The organism is Sphingomonas ginsenosidivorax (assembly GCF_007995065.1).
Taxonomy (GTDB): Bacteria; Pseudomonadota; Alphaproteobacteria; order Sphingomonadales; family Sphingomonadaceae; genus Sphingomonas; species Sphingomonas ginsenosidivorax.
Genome location: NZ_VOQR01000001.1, coordinates 2,666,778 through 2,681,059 on the forward strand (window position 1 = coordinate 2,666,778; position 14,282 = coordinate 2,681,059).

At 68.1% G+C, this 14,282-nt stretch carries 13 protein-coding genes and 1 tRNA gene; 4 read left to right on the forward strand and 10 right to left on the reverse strand.

Going from position 1 to position 14,282, the window contains the following annotated elements; genetic code table 11:
* The first annotated feature begins 3 nt into the window (after positions 1 to 3).
* Together FSB78_RS12105 and katG are read left to right on the forward strand one after the other, a co-directional pair.
* Positions 4 to 906: a hemolysin family protein gene (locus FSB78_RS12105; RefSeq protein ID WP_147082885.1), complete on the forward strand. Its 903-nt coding sequence runs from the start codon at positions 4 to 6 to the stop codon at positions 904 to 906.
* Between the two features lie 94 nt (positions 907 to 1,000).
* The gene (gene katG / locus FSB78_RS12110) at positions 1,001 to 3,271 is read left to right on the forward strand and encodes a catalase/peroxidase HPI (RefSeq protein WP_147082886.1); all 2,271 of its coding nucleotides are present in this window, start codon (positions 1,001 to 1,003) and stop codon (positions 3,269 to 3,271) included.
* A 98-nt stretch (positions 3,272 to 3,369) separates the two neighbouring features.
* Here katG and dld read toward each other — a convergent pair whose 3' ends face one another.
* Together dld and FSB78_RS12120 are read right to left on the reverse strand one after the other, a co-directional pair.
* Positions 3,370 to 5,055, reverse strand: coding sequence for a D-lactate dehydrogenase (gene dld, locus FSB78_RS12115; protein WP_199743173.1), 1,686 nt, complete (start codon positions 5,053 to 5,055; stop codon positions 3,370 to 3,372).
* On the reverse strand, positions 5,045 to 5,572 hold the full coding sequence (locus FSB78_RS12120; protein ID WP_147082888.1) for a gamma carbonic anhydrase family protein: 528 nt from the start codon (positions 5,570 to 5,572) through the stop codon (positions 5,045 to 5,047). Before FSB78_RS12120 ends, dld begins: the two co-directional genes overlap by 11 nt.
* Before the next feature lie 173 nt (positions 5,573 to 5,745).
* Between FSB78_RS12120 and FSB78_RS12125 the strand changes: the two genes are divergently transcribed.
* Both FSB78_RS12125 and FSB78_RS12130 read left to right on the forward strand, forming a co-directional pair.
* Entirely contained in the window at positions 5,746 to 9,237 is a 3,492-nt protein-coding gene (locus FSB78_RS12125) for a PAS domain S-box protein (protein ID WP_158638008.1), read from the forward strand.
* 63 nt (positions 9,238 to 9,300) lie between these two features.
* Positions 9,301 to 9,690 carry a response regulator transcription factor gene (locus tag FSB78_RS12130; protein WP_242008242.1) on the forward strand — a complete coding sequence of 130 codons (390 nt, stop codon included), beginning with the start codon at positions 9,301 to 9,303 and terminating at the stop codon, positions 9,688 to 9,690.
* 10 nt (positions 9,691 to 9,700) lie between these two features.
* On the opposite strand, the gene FSB78_RS12135 is transcribed toward FSB78_RS12130, so the two are convergent.
* From FSB78_RS12135 to cpdR, 8 genes are all read right to left on the reverse strand, one after another.
* Positions 9,701 to 10,102: a response regulator transcription factor gene (locus FSB78_RS12135; RefSeq protein WP_147082891.1), complete on the reverse strand. Its 402-nt coding sequence runs from the start codon at positions 10,100 to 10,102 to the stop codon at positions 9,701 to 9,703.
* A gap of 87 nt (positions 10,103 to 10,189) precedes the next feature.
* Positions 10,190 to 11,098 (reverse strand): NADP-dependent oxidoreductase, encoded by a 909-nt coding sequence (locus FSB78_RS12140; RefSeq protein ID WP_147082892.1) that lies wholly within the window; start codon positions 11,096 to 11,098, stop codon positions 10,190 to 10,192.
* Positions 11,099 to 11,209: 111 nt separating this feature from the next.
* Positions 11,210 to 11,650: a DUF3617 domain-containing protein gene (locus FSB78_RS12145; protein ID WP_147082893.1), complete on the reverse strand. Its 441-nt coding sequence runs from the start codon at positions 11,648 to 11,650 to the stop codon at positions 11,210 to 11,212.
* Between the two features lie 53 nt (positions 11,651 to 11,703).
* A complete protein-coding gene (locus FSB78_RS12150) occupies positions 11,704 to 12,402 on the reverse strand; it encodes a hypothetical protein (RefSeq protein WP_147082894.1) in 699 nt (232 codons plus the stop codon).
* Positions 12,403 to 12,493: 91 nt separating this feature from the next.
* Positions 12,494 to 12,805, reverse strand: a complete 312-nt coding sequence (locus tag FSB78_RS12155) for a hypothetical protein (protein ID WP_147082895.1) — start codon at positions 12,803 to 12,805, stop codon at positions 12,494 to 12,496.
* Between the two features lie 171 nt (positions 12,806 to 12,976).
* On the reverse strand, positions 12,977 to 13,615 hold the full coding sequence (locus tag FSB78_RS12160; RefSeq protein ID WP_242008243.1) for a hypothetical protein: 639 nt from the start codon (positions 13,613 to 13,615) through the stop codon (positions 12,977 to 12,979).
* 94 nt (positions 13,616 to 13,709) lie between these two features.
* Positions 13,710 to 13,784, reverse strand: a tRNA-Val gene (locus FSB78_RS12165).
* Positions 13,785 to 13,828: 44 nt separating this feature from the next.
* Complete coding sequence (cpdR, locus tag FSB78_RS12170; RefSeq protein WP_147082896.1) at positions 13,829 to 14,206, reverse strand: cell cycle two-component system response regulator CpdR; 378 nt, start codon at positions 14,204 to 14,206, stop codon at positions 13,829 to 13,831.
* Between the last annotated feature and the right edge of the window lie 76 nt (positions 14,207 to 14,282).

A 14,282-nucleotide genomic window follows, 5' to 3' on the forward strand; every position in this document is an offset into this window, starting at 1 on the left:
GCAATGGCCGAAGCCCCCAACGCCGCGCCCGGCGACAGTAACGACAGTATCTGGCGCGGGCTGAAGAGCCTGATCTTCGGTGCGCAGGACGAATCGCTGCGCGACCAGCTCGAGGATGCGATCGACCGCCACGAAGGCGACCCCGCCCCCGACGCGAAGGGCGACCTGACCCCGCTCGAGCGGCAGATGGTCCGCAACCTGCTCCACTTCAGCGAACGCGACGCGGGCGACGTCGGCGTCCCCCGCGCCGACATCGTCGCGGTCGAGGAAGCGACGCCGTTCGCCGACCTCGTCGCGCTGTTCGCCGATGCCGGGCATAGCCGCCTGCCGGTCTACCGCGACAATCTCGATACGATCATCGGCATGGTCCACATCAAGGACGTCTTCAACATCCTGGCCACCGGCGCGGAGCATCCCGCGTCGATCGCCGGGCTGATCCGCGAGCCGCTCTACGCGCCGATGTCGCGCGGTGCGCTCGATCTGCTGGCCGACATGCGCCAGAAGCATGTCCACCTGACGATCGTGCTCGACGAATATTCGGGGACCGAGGGCCTCGTCACCTTCGAGGACCTGATCGAGGAAATCGTCGGCGAGGTCGAGGACGAGCATGACGACGCGCCGCAGGTGTTGATGACCCCGCTCGACGGCGGTGCCTGGGAGGCCGATGCGCGCGCCGAATTGGAGGATGCCGCCGAGCTGATCGACGCGCGCCTGGCCGAGGTCGATGGCGATATCGACACGCTGGGGGGCCTCGCCGCGCTGCTCGCCGGGCATGTCCCGCAGGTTGGCGAATGCGTCGCGCATCCCAGCGGCTGGATGCTGGAAGTGACGGACGCCGACGAGCGCCGCGTCAATCGCCTGCGCCTCCATCCGCCGCGGCCGGAACCGGAAGATATCGACGCTTGATCGATTGCATCGCTTAGACCGACGAGTTTAAGTCGTTTCCTAGGTCACGTCAGATGGCCCATACCAAAGGTTCAGAACGACAGGAGACAGGATCATGGACGCAATCACCGAAGGCAGTCCGCTCAGCGACCCCGGCAAGGAGCCCGCTGCGATGCGCACGCTGCTCGGCCGCACCAACCGCGATTGGTGGCCGAACCAGCTGAGCCTCGAAATTCTTCAGCAGAACGGCCTGTCGGGCAATCCGATGGGCGACGACTTCGATTATGCCGCGGCGTTCAACAGCCTCGACTATGCCGCCGTGAAGCAGGACCTGGTCGCGCTGATGACCGACAGCCAGCCCTGGTGGCCGGCCGATTACGGGCATTACGGCCCGTTCTTCATCCGCATGGCTTGGCACTCGGCCGGCACCTATCGCACCGGCGATGGTCGCGGCGGCTCGTCCTCGGGCTCGCAGCGCTTCGCGCCGCTCAACTCGTGGCCGGACAACGGCAATCTCGACAAGGCGCGCCGCCTGTTGTGGCCGATCAAGTCGAAGTACGGCCAGAAGCTCAGCTGGGCCGATCTGTTCATCATGGCGGGCAACGTCGCGATCGAATCGATGGGCGGCCCGGTGTTCGGCTTCGGTGGCGGACGCGAGGACGTGTTCGAGCCGATGAAGGACATCTACTGGGGCACCGAGGAAGAATGGCTCGGCCAGACCCGCATCGACGAGGAAGCGGGCAAGGCGCTCGAGAACCCGCTCGCCGCGATCCAGCTCGGCCTCATCTACGTCAATCCCGAGGGTCCCGGCGGCTGCCCGAACCCGCTCGGCTCGGCACGCGACATGCGCGAGACGTTCGCCCGCATGGGCATGAACGACGAGGAGACCGTCGCGCTGACCGCCGGTGGCCATACCTTCGGCAAGGCGCACGGTGCGGGTGATGCGTCACTCGTCGGTGTCGAGCCCGAAGGCGCGGACATCGCGACCCAGGGCATGGGCTGGGTCTCGACGCACGGCACCGGCCTTGGCGACGACACGATCACTTCGGGGATCGAAGGCGCCTGGACGCCGACGCCGATCACCTGGGACCAGACCTATTGGGACATGCTGCTCGACCACGAGTACGAGCTCGTGAAGAGCCCGGCAGGTGCGCACCAGTGGCAGCCGGTCGGCAATCCCGAGGAAACGCTTGCGCCCAAGGCCCATACGCCCGGCGTCAAGGTCCCGACGATGATGACGACCGCGGACATGGCACTCAAGAAGGACGCCAAGTATCTCGAGATCAGCAAGCGGTTCCAGAAGGACCCGGCGGCGTTCGCCGATGCCTTCGCCCGCGCCTGGTTCAAGCTTACTCACCGCGACATGGGTCCCAAGGTCCGGTATCTCGGACCCGAGGTTCCGGCCGAAGACCTGATCTGGCAGGATCCGATCCCCGCTGCCGACTATGCGCAGATCGACGAGAGCGACGTCCCCGCCCTCAAGCAGGCGATCGCCAATTCGGGGCTTTCGGTTGCCGAGCTGGTGACGACAGCCTGGGCCTCGGCCTCGACCTATCGTCGGTCGGACCATCGGGGCGGCGCCAACGGTGCACGCATCCGCCTGGCCCCGCAGAAGGACTGGGAGGTCAATCAGCCCGAGCAGCTCGCCAAGGTCCTCGGTATCTATGAAGGCATCAAGGCCGAGTTCGACGGCAAGGGTGGCGGCGGTGTCGACGCGTCTGGCGGCAAGAAGGTGTCGATCGCCGATCTGATCGTGCTCGGTGGGTCTGTCGGCATCGAGGCGGCTGCCAAGGCAGCAGGCCATCCGGTCGAGGTGCCGTTCACGCCGGGTCGCACCGACGCATCGGCCGAGCAGACAGATGCCGAGAGCTTCGACGTGCTCGAGCCCAAGGCCGACGGCTTCCGCAACTATCTCTCGGTCAAGTTCAGCGTTCCGACCGAGGAACTGCTGGTCGATCGGGCCCAGTTGCTCGGCCTCAGCCCGCCCGAGATGGCGGCGCTGGTCGGGGGCCTGCGTGTCCTCGGCGCCAACCACCCCAAGGCCGAGAAGCACGGCGTATTCACCGACCGCAAGGGCCAGTTGACCAACGACTTCTTCGTGAACCTGCTCGACATGCAGACCGCGTGGAAGCAGATCAGCGACGACAGCGACGAGGAATATCTCGGCACGCTGCGCGAAACCGGCGAGGAAAAGTGGACAGCCTCGCGCACCGACCTGGTGTTCGGCGCAAACTCGCAGCTTCGCGCGCTGGCGGAGGTCTATGCCTCGGCCGATGCGGGTCCGAAGTTCGTCAAGGACTTCGTCTGGGCCTGGACCAAGGTCATGAACGCTGACCGCTTCGACCTGGCATCGGGCCATGTCCGAGGCACGCCCGCAGTAGCGTAACGCCAACCGCACCGGGCACCGGAGGATTCTCCGGTGCCCGGATCGCGTTTCGATAGATTCTGTACGCGCGATCCGGGATCCGGCGTGCAGCTCGCCCCCTAGCCCCAGCCCTTCTTGCGCGATGTCTGGCCGATCCCCGGGTTTAGCTGGTTGCACGGATCGAGCGTCCGGTAGAAATCGACCAGCACGGGCTTCGCCTTGTAGAGATGCCCGACATTATGTTCGGCCGGATATTCCGCGCCGCGCGCGTCGAGCAGCGCCAACATGCGGTGCTCCAGGTCGACCGGGTCGGTCCCCTTCGCGACGATATAATCCTGGTGGAACACGTGGCAGAAGAAATGCCCGTAATACAGCGCGTGGAGGATCGGCGCCTCGATCTCCGCGGGTAGAGTCTCGAACCAGTCGCGGTCGTTGCGCGGCAGCGCGATGTCGAGCGCGACGATGTCCTCGACGGTGTCGGCATGCACCGCGCGGTAGCGGACAGCCGCACCTGCCGCGGCGAAGCGGTGCAGGAACGCCTTGGTCCCCTCCTCCGGCGTACATTCGAAGACGTCGCCAGTCGCCGACGGGAAGCGCGCGAAATAGTGCCGCGCCTCCTCGATCCCCGGGCCTGCCATCCGCAGCATCAGGTGATGCGCGAAGCGGTCGCGATAGTCGGTCATCCGCTTGGGCAGATGGCTGGGGAACAGCCGCGACAGTCGTTGCAGCACGCGGTCGCTGAGCCCCTGCCCGACCCAGGGCAGCTTGCCCGCCGCGCCATCGAACCGCGCCTTCAAGTCGAAGAAGCGCGGCAGCCGGTCGGTGCCGAAATGCGTGATCGCGAGGAACGTGTCCTTGCCGTAGACCTCCGCGATGTCGAACGCGGTGCGGTGCATATATTCGCCCGCGACCGGCAGGCTGTCGAACCCGCCAAGGATGTCGCGGCGGATCGCGGTCAGCTCGGCGGGATCGTTGGTACCGATGTAGAACACCGCGGTCTCGGGCTCGCGCTCGAACGTGTCGAGCCGGACAGCGAACAGCGCCAGATGCCCCGCACTCCCCGACGCCTCGTGCAGCCGCCCGGCATCGGCGTTGAAGCGCGCCGGCGTCGGCTCGTCGATGCAGCGGACATGGCGGCCATAGTCATGGTCGGACGCGCGCTTGGCCGGATCGTGCCGCACGTCGGCGTCGCTGAAGCCACGCGCCTCGACCGCCGCCAGCGCCGCCTCGGGATCGTCTGGCAGGTCGATGCCGAGATGATTGACCAGCCGTAGCACGCCGTCGGCATCGACCCGCGCGAACAGCGCGAGTTCGGTGAACACGGGGCCCCGCCGTACCAGCGCGCCCCCCGAATTGTTGCAGACCCCGCCGAACACCGATGCGCCGATACACGACGACCCGATCACCGAATGCGGCTCGCGCCCGAGCGGCTTCAGCTGGCGTTCGAGATCGTAGAGCGTCGCGCCCGGCAGGCACACGACCTGACGGCCCTCGTCGATCAGGTGCGCGCCGACCATCCGCGTCGTGCTGATCACCACGACGTCGCGGTCATAGTCGCCATGCGGGGTCGAGCCCCCCGTCAGACCGGTGTTCGCCGCCTGCAGGATGACGATGACGTCGGCGGCGACGCACGCCTTCAGCACGCGCCATTGCTCGACCAGGCTGCCCGGCTGGACCACTGCGATCGCCTCGCCGCTGCCGAAGCGATAGCCATGGACGTAGCGGCGGGTCCGATCCGCGCCGGTCAAGACATGGCGTGCGCCGACGATGCCCTGCAGCGCTGCGACCAGGCCGTTACCGGGCATCGAGGCCCGCCGCAAAGCGCTTCCCGTTGGCGACATAGATATCCGCCGAGACTTGCAGCCCCGCGATCTCGGTCTCGGTGAGCATGCGCACCAGCCGCGCGGGCGCCCCCACGATCAGCGCGCCGTCCGGAAAGCTCTTCCCCTCGGTCACCAGCGCGTTCGCGCCGACCAGGCAATTCCGCCCGATCACCGCGCCGTTGAGAAGAGTCGCGCCCATCCCGACCAGCGTCCCGTCACCGACGGTCGCGCCGTGGACGATCGCGCGGTGCCCGATCGTGCAGTCGGACCCGATCGTCACCGGCGCGCCGGCATCGGCGTGCACCACCGCATTGTCCTGCACGTTGCTGCGGTCGCCGATCGCGATCAGGTCGTTGTCGCCGCGCAGCACCGCGCCGAACCAGACCGACGCGTCGCGCCCCAACCGCACCTGCCCGATCACATGCGCGCCGGGCGCGACATAGACGCTGGCCGGGTCGGCAAGTTCGGGCGTCCGTCCGTCGAGCGTGTACACTGTCATCCTCGGCCTTTCGTGTCGCAGCGTCGGCCCCAGTACAGCCGCGCGGTTCGCATCCGCCATACCGTCCCGCGAGCGCGGATGGCGAGACGGTTGAACGATATTAACTATTAATGGGTACCGCCGGGCTCTGTGGACGGGAGTATGCGACGGTGAGAAACGCCAAGGAATTCAGGTTGGCGATCGGCTTTTTCGTGCTGGCGTCCGCCGCGATCATGCTGACCCGGTTCAACGGCGGCGTCGCGCTGCTCTGGGTCGCGAACGCGCCGTTGCTCGCATATCTGTGCCGGACGCGGTACGCACGCTGGCCCGCCGCGCTGCTGTGGACCGCCGTCGCGTCGATGGCGGCGAGCGTGCTGTTCGGCCCCGTGCTCTGGGCGTCGCCGATATTCGGCATCGCCAGCATCCTGGAGGCGGTGCTGGCCGCCGCGGTGCTGCGCTACCTGCTTCCCGACCCTGATTATTTCGCCTCGTCCAAGTCGGTGCTCATCTTTGCGGCGGTGGCGGGGATCGCCGCGCCGATGGCCAGCGGGGTCATCGCGGCGGCGACCGCCTGGCTGGCCTTCGGGCGGGCATGGGCGCCGATCTATATCGACTGGGTCGTCGGGCGCGGGCTCGGCATGCTGATCGCGATGCCGATCGTCGCGATGCTCACCGAACGGACGCGGCGCGGCACCCGGGCGGCGCTCGGGGACCAGCTCGTCGGCGAAGGCGGCATCCTGTTGCTGGCGGTCGCGGTCACGACGGCGGCGGTGTTCATGCAGGAAAGCCTGCCGCTGCTCTTCCTGCCCGCGCTGCCGGTGTTGCTCGCGACGTTCAAGCTGGGGCGCCGCGGTGCCGCGCTGTCGATCGGCATGGTCGCGATCATCGGCTGGGCCGCGACGACCAGCGGCCATGGCCCGGTGATGATGACGTCGCTGACCAAGGCCGGTCGCTTCCAGTTCTTCCAGCTCTACCTCGCCGCCACCGTGCTGATGTCGCTGCCCGTCGCCGGGTCGCTGGGGCAGACCCGCAAGCTGCTGCTCGCGCTCGAATCGAGCGAGGCGCGGCACCGGCGGATCGTCGAGCGGTCGCAGGACGTCGTCTTCGAGACCGACGTTCGGGGCAACTGGACGTTCCTGAGCGACGCCTGGGTCCGCCTGACGGGCCGCGAAATCGCCGACAGCCTCGGCCAGCCCTCGAACCTCGCCGTGCTGGAGGCGGACCGGCCGAAGCTGGAGGCGGCGGCCCGCGACGCGCAGACCTCTGCCGACGCCATCGGCCATGCCGAGGTGCAGTTCGCGAACGCCGACGGCGTGCGCTGGGCCGCAGTCAATGTCGGCATCCTGCGCGACGGCGACAACCGGGTCGTCGGCAGCTACGGCACGATCCGCGACGTCACCGAGCGCAAGCGGCTGGAAGCCCGCACCGCCGCCGCGTTCCTGCAGGTTCGCGAGGCCAATAGGCTGTTCGGCATGGCCGGCGCGATCGCCTCGATCGGGCATTGGCGGTTCGAGATCGCGAGCGGCAACGTGATCTGGTCGGACGAGGTGTTCAACATCCACGGGCTGCCGGTCGGTACGCCGCCGCCGCTCGCCGCAGCAGTGGACTTCTACCATCCCGACGATCGCGCCCGGATCGAGGCGGAGCTGAACGCCGCGATCGCAGAGAAGCGTGGCTTCGAATGGGAGGCGCGGTTGATCGGCGCCGACGGCCGCACCCGGCACGTCGTCGCGCAGGGTCAGGTCGAGCTCGACGACGCCGGCGAGATGGTCGCGATGTTCGGCGTGTTCCAGGACGTGACCGAGCGTGCGCTGTCGGAAGCGGCACGGCGCGACAGCGAGGCGCGGTTCCGCCTGATCACCGAACAGGCCAGCGACATGATCGCGCTGATCGACCTGGACGGCGTCATCCTGTTCATGTCCCCCGCCTCGACCGCGATCCTCGGCACCTCACCCGAGGACATGGTCGGCACGCGGCCCAAGGAGCGCATGCATCCCGACGACAAGGAGGCGATCGATGCCTATCGAATCAAGCTGCACGCCAGCGCAGGCCGATCACCGACGTCCGTCCGGTTCCGGCTGTGCCGCGCGGACGGGAACTATGCCTGGATCGAGGCGAGTTCGCGCCTGACCGATGTCGACGGGGCGCCGTGCGTCATCACCGTATGGCGCGACGTGTCGGACCAGGTCGCGATCGAGGCCGAACTCACCGCCGCCAAGGCCGCCGCGGAAGCCGCGTCGGTCGCCAAGGCCGGGTTCCTCGCCAATATGAGCCACGAGATCCGGACGCCCATGAACGGCGTCATTGGCTTTGCCGAGCTGCTGCTCGCCAGCGACCTGACGCCCGGGCAACGCCGCGACGCGGGGCTGATCGCCGACAGCGGCAAGACGATGATGAAGCTGCTCAACGACATCCTCGACCTGTCGAAGATCGAGGCCGGGCAGCTCGACGTCGTCGCCGAGCCGTTCGACCTGCCGCATGCGGTGCGCGCGTGCGGCAAGCTGCTCGCCCCCGGTGCCGCGCAGAAGCATCTCGCGTTCGACGTGACGGTAGCGGACGACGTGCCGCGCTTCGTGATCGGCGACGGGCTGCGCGTGCGGCAGGTCGTGCTCAACCTGGTCGGCAACGCGATCAAGTTCACCGCGCAGGGCTCGGTCGCGCTGTGCGTCGAACTGACCGAGGATCATGGCGAGCCATGGCTGGCGATCACCGTGCGCGACACCGGCATCGGCATCGCGCCCGATCGCCAGAGCGCGATCTTCGAGGAATTCGTCCAGGCGGATCATTCGATCACGCGCCGCTATGGCGGCACCGGGCTGGGACTCGCGATCAGCAACCGGCTGGCGACGCTGATGGGCGGCCGCATCCTCGTCGACAGCGTCGTCGGGCAAGGCACCGCCGTCACGCTGATGCTGCCGGCCGCGATCGCGCGGACCCAGCCGACGCCGACGCCGGACAGCAGCACGCCCCCCCACACCAGCGCCGCACCGAGCCGCGTGCTGCTTGCCGAGGATCACGAGGTCAACCAGCTGCTGGTCCGAGCGATGCTCGCGCATGGCGGCCACAGCGTCGTGCTGGTCCAGGACGGCCAGGCGGCGGTCGATGCGGTGCGCGAGAGCGTCGCGGCCGGCACGCCGTTCGACCTCGTGCTGATGGACATGCAGATGCCGGTGATGGACGGCCTGGCGGCGACGCGCGCGATCCGGGCGGCCGAGCCCGCGGGGCAGCGCCGGCTGCCGATCGTGGCACTGACCGCCAATGCCTTTGCCGCCGACCTCGACAGCTGCCGCGCCGCCGGGATGGACGACCATGTCGCCAAGCCGGTGTCGATGGAGGCGTTGCTGGCCGCGGTGGATCGCTGGTCGCGCCCCGCCACGACGCAGCCGACCTGCCCGCCCGCCGCCAAGTTCCAGCCGAGCGCGGCGGTCCGCGACAAATATGCCGAACACCGCGCCCGCACGCTCGAACATATCGACACGCTGGTCCGGCGCGGCACCTTCACCGACGCCGAACTGGAGGACGCCGCAGGCCTGCTTCACAAGCTCGCCGGCACGGCTGGCATGTTCGGCGAGACCGCGCTCGGCGACCGGGCCAGCGAGCTCGAGGACGGAATGTCCGACTGGCCCGAGGACGAACGATCCGCGCGCATCGTGGCCGGTGCGGCCCTGTTACGCAACGCAGCGTGATCCGACGCGTTGATGTCGCGGGGCCTTGGCGTCCCTCGACTATCGACGACAAAGGTACAACTTGTGGCGCGGATTATCATAGCGGACGACGACGAGATCATGGGCCAGATCGCCTGCGACGCACTGGTCGCGCATGGCCATGGCGCAGGACTGGTCGGCGACGGGACCGACGCGTTGCGCGTGGTGAAGGCGAAGCGGCCCGACCTGCTGGTGCTCGACTGCAACATGCCGGGCCTGTCGGGCGTGCTGGTGCTGCGCGAGTTGCGCAATACCATCGGGCTCGCCGACCTGCCCGTGATGATGCTCACGGGTCGCCGCGGCGCGAAGGACGAGGAACTGGCGATGTTCGCAGGGGCCGACGACTATATGCGCAAGCCCTTCGACCCGGAGGAATTCGTCTTCCGCGTCGAGGAGCTGCTCACCAAGCACAAGGCCCGGGCGGCGGTCCGCTAGCCGCCATACCCTAGGGCCGGCGCACTCGCCGGTCGGCCGTGAACTTCTTCGACACCAGCGCCGCCTCGACGCGCTGGACCAGATCTTCCGGCTGGAACGGCTTGACCAGATAATCGTCCGCACCCGCCTCGATCGCCTCGTCGGCCAGCGAATTGCCGCGTTTCGCGGTCAGCATCAGGATGGGGGTCAGATAGGTCTCGGGCGTCTGTCGCAGGCGCCTGAGGATCTCCATTCCCGGCATGCCGGGCAGTGACCGGTCGAGGATGACGAGATCGGGCTTCTTGAACGCGATCGTCTCGTACGCCAGCGTGCCGTGGCCGATCACGCCGACCAGATGGCCGGCTTGGGTGAGGACGTCGCGCACCAGTTCGCCCGCCAGATCGTCGTCCTCGACATAGATGATACGCGCCATCGATCACTCCAACTCCACCGCAAGCCTGCTCGAAACGCACTGGCACGCGCTTCGGTACCGATCGCTGATATCCCGGGCCCGCAGGGCTTACGGGATCAGCACGATCTTGCCGCCCCCGCCCTTCTCTAGCCGCTCGTGCGCGCTCGCCGTCTCCTGCAATGGCAGGCGCTGGCTGATCGGCAGGACGAACTTTCCGTCACGGACGTCCTCGGCAAACGCGCGCAACGTGACGGGGTCGGGTTCTGCGAACACGCGGCTGATCGTGACGGACGGCGCCTTCGCCTCCTCCGGCAGCACCGAGGCGTAGCCGAACCGGCCGCCGGGCTTCACCTTGCCGAGCAGCTTCGCCGCAATAGCACCACCGACCGTATCCGCGACGCCGTCGACAGGCTCGAGCTGCGCCAGGGCATCGTCGTCGTCGAGCGCCACCGCGGCGTGCGCGCCCAGCGCCTCCGCTTCCGCCAGCTGCCGGCCGCGTACGCCGACGATCACTTTCGCGCCGAGCTTCAACGCGGCATGCACCGCAGCCCGCCCGACGCTGCCGAGCGCACCGCTGACCAGGATCGTCTGCCCCGCCTCCGCGCGCGTCGCACGCCGGACGAGCTGGTCCCCGGTCAGCGCCACGAGCGGGATCGCCGCGGCGTCGACCGGATCGACTCCGTCGGGCAGCTGCGTCACCAGCGCACTCGGCACCGCGACGTGCGTCGCATAGGTCGCGTCCGCCAGCGCGATCACCCGGTCGCCCGGCTTGCAGCTCCGCACGTCGCGTCCGACCGCAACCACGACGCCGCTGACGTCCCGGCCGAGGATCGCCGGCAGGTCGAGCGGGAAGTCCTTCTGCCGCGCGCCGGACCGCACCTTCCAGTCGATCGGATTGACGCTCGTCGCGGTCGTCTCGACCAGCACGGTGTCCGGACCGACCGCGGGTTCCGGAACGTCCTCCTCGTATGTCAGCGTATCGGGGCCGCCATAGTGATAGATCCGAACCGCTTTCATAACCCGTTCCTCCGGCTGTCGTGGTCGCCCGATATAGGGCGGCGCGGTCGCAGCGCCAGAACGCGCGCGGTCCGGCCATCGATCGGGCGACCGGGCGACCGGACGGGGCGCCTAGTCGCCGATCCGCCGCGCGCGCTGGCTCAGCGTCATGCGCATCGGTCCCTTGGTCGAGGTGCCGGTCACCGCGGCGGTGCCGACGATCCCCTGCCCGTCATAGCTGCCGACCCGCGATATGCGCAGCGGCTCGCCCTTTTTCTGCGGACAGGACAGCGTCTGCGCGTATCGGCCGTCCGCGATCGATTGACTGTCGATCCGGCATTTCGCCTTGGGATCGGGCGCAATCAGCGCCTCCACGCCCTGCCCTGCCGACAGCCGCTTGTGCTCGGCCCTGGACTTGCCGCGCATCATCCGGACGAAGAAGCCCGGCACGCCCGGCAAGACCGCATCAACGACCGTGGTGGTCACGTCCCATCGCCCCGGCGGCACCGCAGGACCGGCCGCCGCCGGGGTCGATGCGAGCAGGAGGAGCGGGATGAGAGCTGTCCGAGTCATGCGCGTTCCATAAACGACCGGACGGTCTTGTGCAGTCCCCCCGCCTCGCTGCGCTACAGCCCGCCGCCCGCGTGCAGGTAGGGCTGGACGCGGATGCGCGGGAAGACCTCTTCCAGCGGCTTGGTGTCCGGCAATATGTAGACATAGCCGCCCTTGCGCTGGAACAGCGGGCGGATCGTCTTGCCATAGGCCGCGATCGGCACGTTGATGCAGCCAAAGGTGATGCGGTTGTCGCTCGCGCTCGGCGACAGCATCCGCTGGCGACGGCGTTCCTTCTTGCTGGCGCCCGGCGGAATCGGGTGGATCGCGACCGACGTGGCATAGTCGACCCACAGGATCCGCTCCTTGCCGATCGGCCGCCCGAACCTGGCGAGATAGCGGCCCGAAGGCGTCGTCTTCTCGGCGGGGCCGATCTCGGCGAGATTCTTGGTGCCGACCCCGGGCGTGGCGTCGTCGCCGACGGCAATCCCGATCAGCACCGGGACTTGGCCGAGCGGCTTGCCTTTGCCATCGAACATCAGCATCGACGCGGTCGTCTTGTCGACGATGACATAGGGCAGCGCGTGATTGTCCCCCGTCGCCGCCACCCAGTCCACGACGCGCACCGCCGCTTCAGACGGGCCGGGTGCAACCTCCGCTTCGACCGATTCGGCCGGTTCGGCCGGCACCGCGGTCTGTACAGCAGGACGCGCACCCGCGGCCGTCGGGACCAGCAGCGCGACGGCCGCCAACGCGGGAAACACCTGGATCATGGAAGGACGCCCAACGTAAATCGGCCGTCCCGGAAAGGAACGGCCGAAAGACTCATCAGAAATGGGGATCGGTGCGATCCCGCGGGTGCGATCAGTTGCGCGGGCGCTTGGCCGGCTTGCGCTCCTGCGCCTGCAGCCGCTGATCGATGCCGTCGACGCGACCGTTGAGCTGGTCGAGGCGCTGGCCGCTGTTCTGCAGCTGGCCCGATGCCGCCTGGGCCTCGGCGAGCGCCGCCTTGGCGGTGCCGTCGGTCTCCTGCAGCCGGGTCTCGAGCGTGTCGACGCGCTGGCTCACCGGCGCGATCTGCTCGCGCACGAAGGACTTCGTGGCGCAGCCACCAAGGCCGACGGCCCCGACCAGGAGGACGATCGCAGGGGTAAATTTCGAGGCAAATGAGACCATCGTTTTCTTCCAATCACTAATTACGCGGCCAAACCCAAGCCGAGCGCGGCGGGTTCGACAATCCGCATTCGGTCCGGCTGTGCCTCTGGCGGGGCCAGCAGATGCCATCCGCGGCGGACCGGTAGGTTTCAGCGCCAGGTTTCAGCGACGGTATCCGTCATCGACCGCGGATCAGCGCTTCCGCTTGCGCGGCGGATCGGACGCGAACGGATCCACCGGGATGCGCGTGCCGCGCGCCTTCGCCGGCGGTTCGGCAGCGCGGGGCGCCGAGCGGACGGCGACACAGTCGCGCAACGCTGCGACCGCCGCGCCGCTCTGCTCCAGGCCGAGCTGTTCGACCGGCACGTCGCCGCGGAAGATCTCGAGGACCTTCGACGCGGCGAAATAGGCGGGAAACTTCGCTTCGAAGGTGGTCACGAACCCGCGCTTGCCGTCCGCCGCCATCCCGATCGCGCCATGCTTGGCATAGCCGCCCTTGGAGAACCGGAAATCCAGGCTCAGCTGGTCCTTGGGCTTAATCGACCAGTTGGCATTGAGCACCGACAGATGGTTGGTGCCGTCGCCGTCGAGCCCGAGGATCAGCGTCGTCCCGCCCGGCCGGTCATATGCCCTGGTCAGGAAGCAGCCAGTGTCGTCGCTGCTCGCCGCGACCGTCCAGTCGCCGACCTCGCGGGCCGCAAACTCCTGTGCGGACGCACGCGCATGCGCGGACACGCCGATCGCGCAGGCGACCACCAGCAGCGCCCTTGTCGCGCGAGATCCGGTGCGATCGATCCGCCGTTCGCCGGCGGCGGGGTGTTGCAGTGCCATGAGCCAATCTCCGCCGCCGCAGTAGCGCGCAGCCCCGCGGTTGGCCAAGACGCAAAAAAGCCCTGGAAACCGCTCGGGCTACCAGGGCTTTTCATGGTGGGCGTGGCAAGGATTGAACTTGCGACCCCTGCGATGTCAACACAGTGCTCTACCACTGAGCTACACGCCCACGTTGCAGCGTCTCTAGCGTCGTTTCCGCAAACCGCAAGCGGGTTAGTACGTCCCGCCCACATTATCCGTCTCGAACATGCGATCGACCTCCATCACCAGGTCGCGCAGGTGGAACGGCTTCGACAGCACGCGCGCCTGCGGCATCGTGCGGCCGGCCTTGAGCGTCACCGCGGCGAAACCGGTGATGAACATCACGCGCAGGTCGGCGCACATTTCGCTCGCGCGCTGCGCCAGCTCGATCCCGTCCATCTCGGGCATCACGATGTCGGTCAGCAGCAGGTCGAATCGCTCGGTCTCGAGCAAGGGGATCGCCGCGGTGCCGCGATCGACCGCGGTGACGGCATAGCCCGACCGCTCCAGCGCGCGCGTAAGATATTCGCGCATCACCTGATCGTCTTCCGCCAGCAGAATTCGCAACATTTCGTGTCGGTACCCTATCGTTCCTGGCCGTCGCACTACCCCGAAAGCGGTTAAGATTTCCAGCGCATTGCCCGCT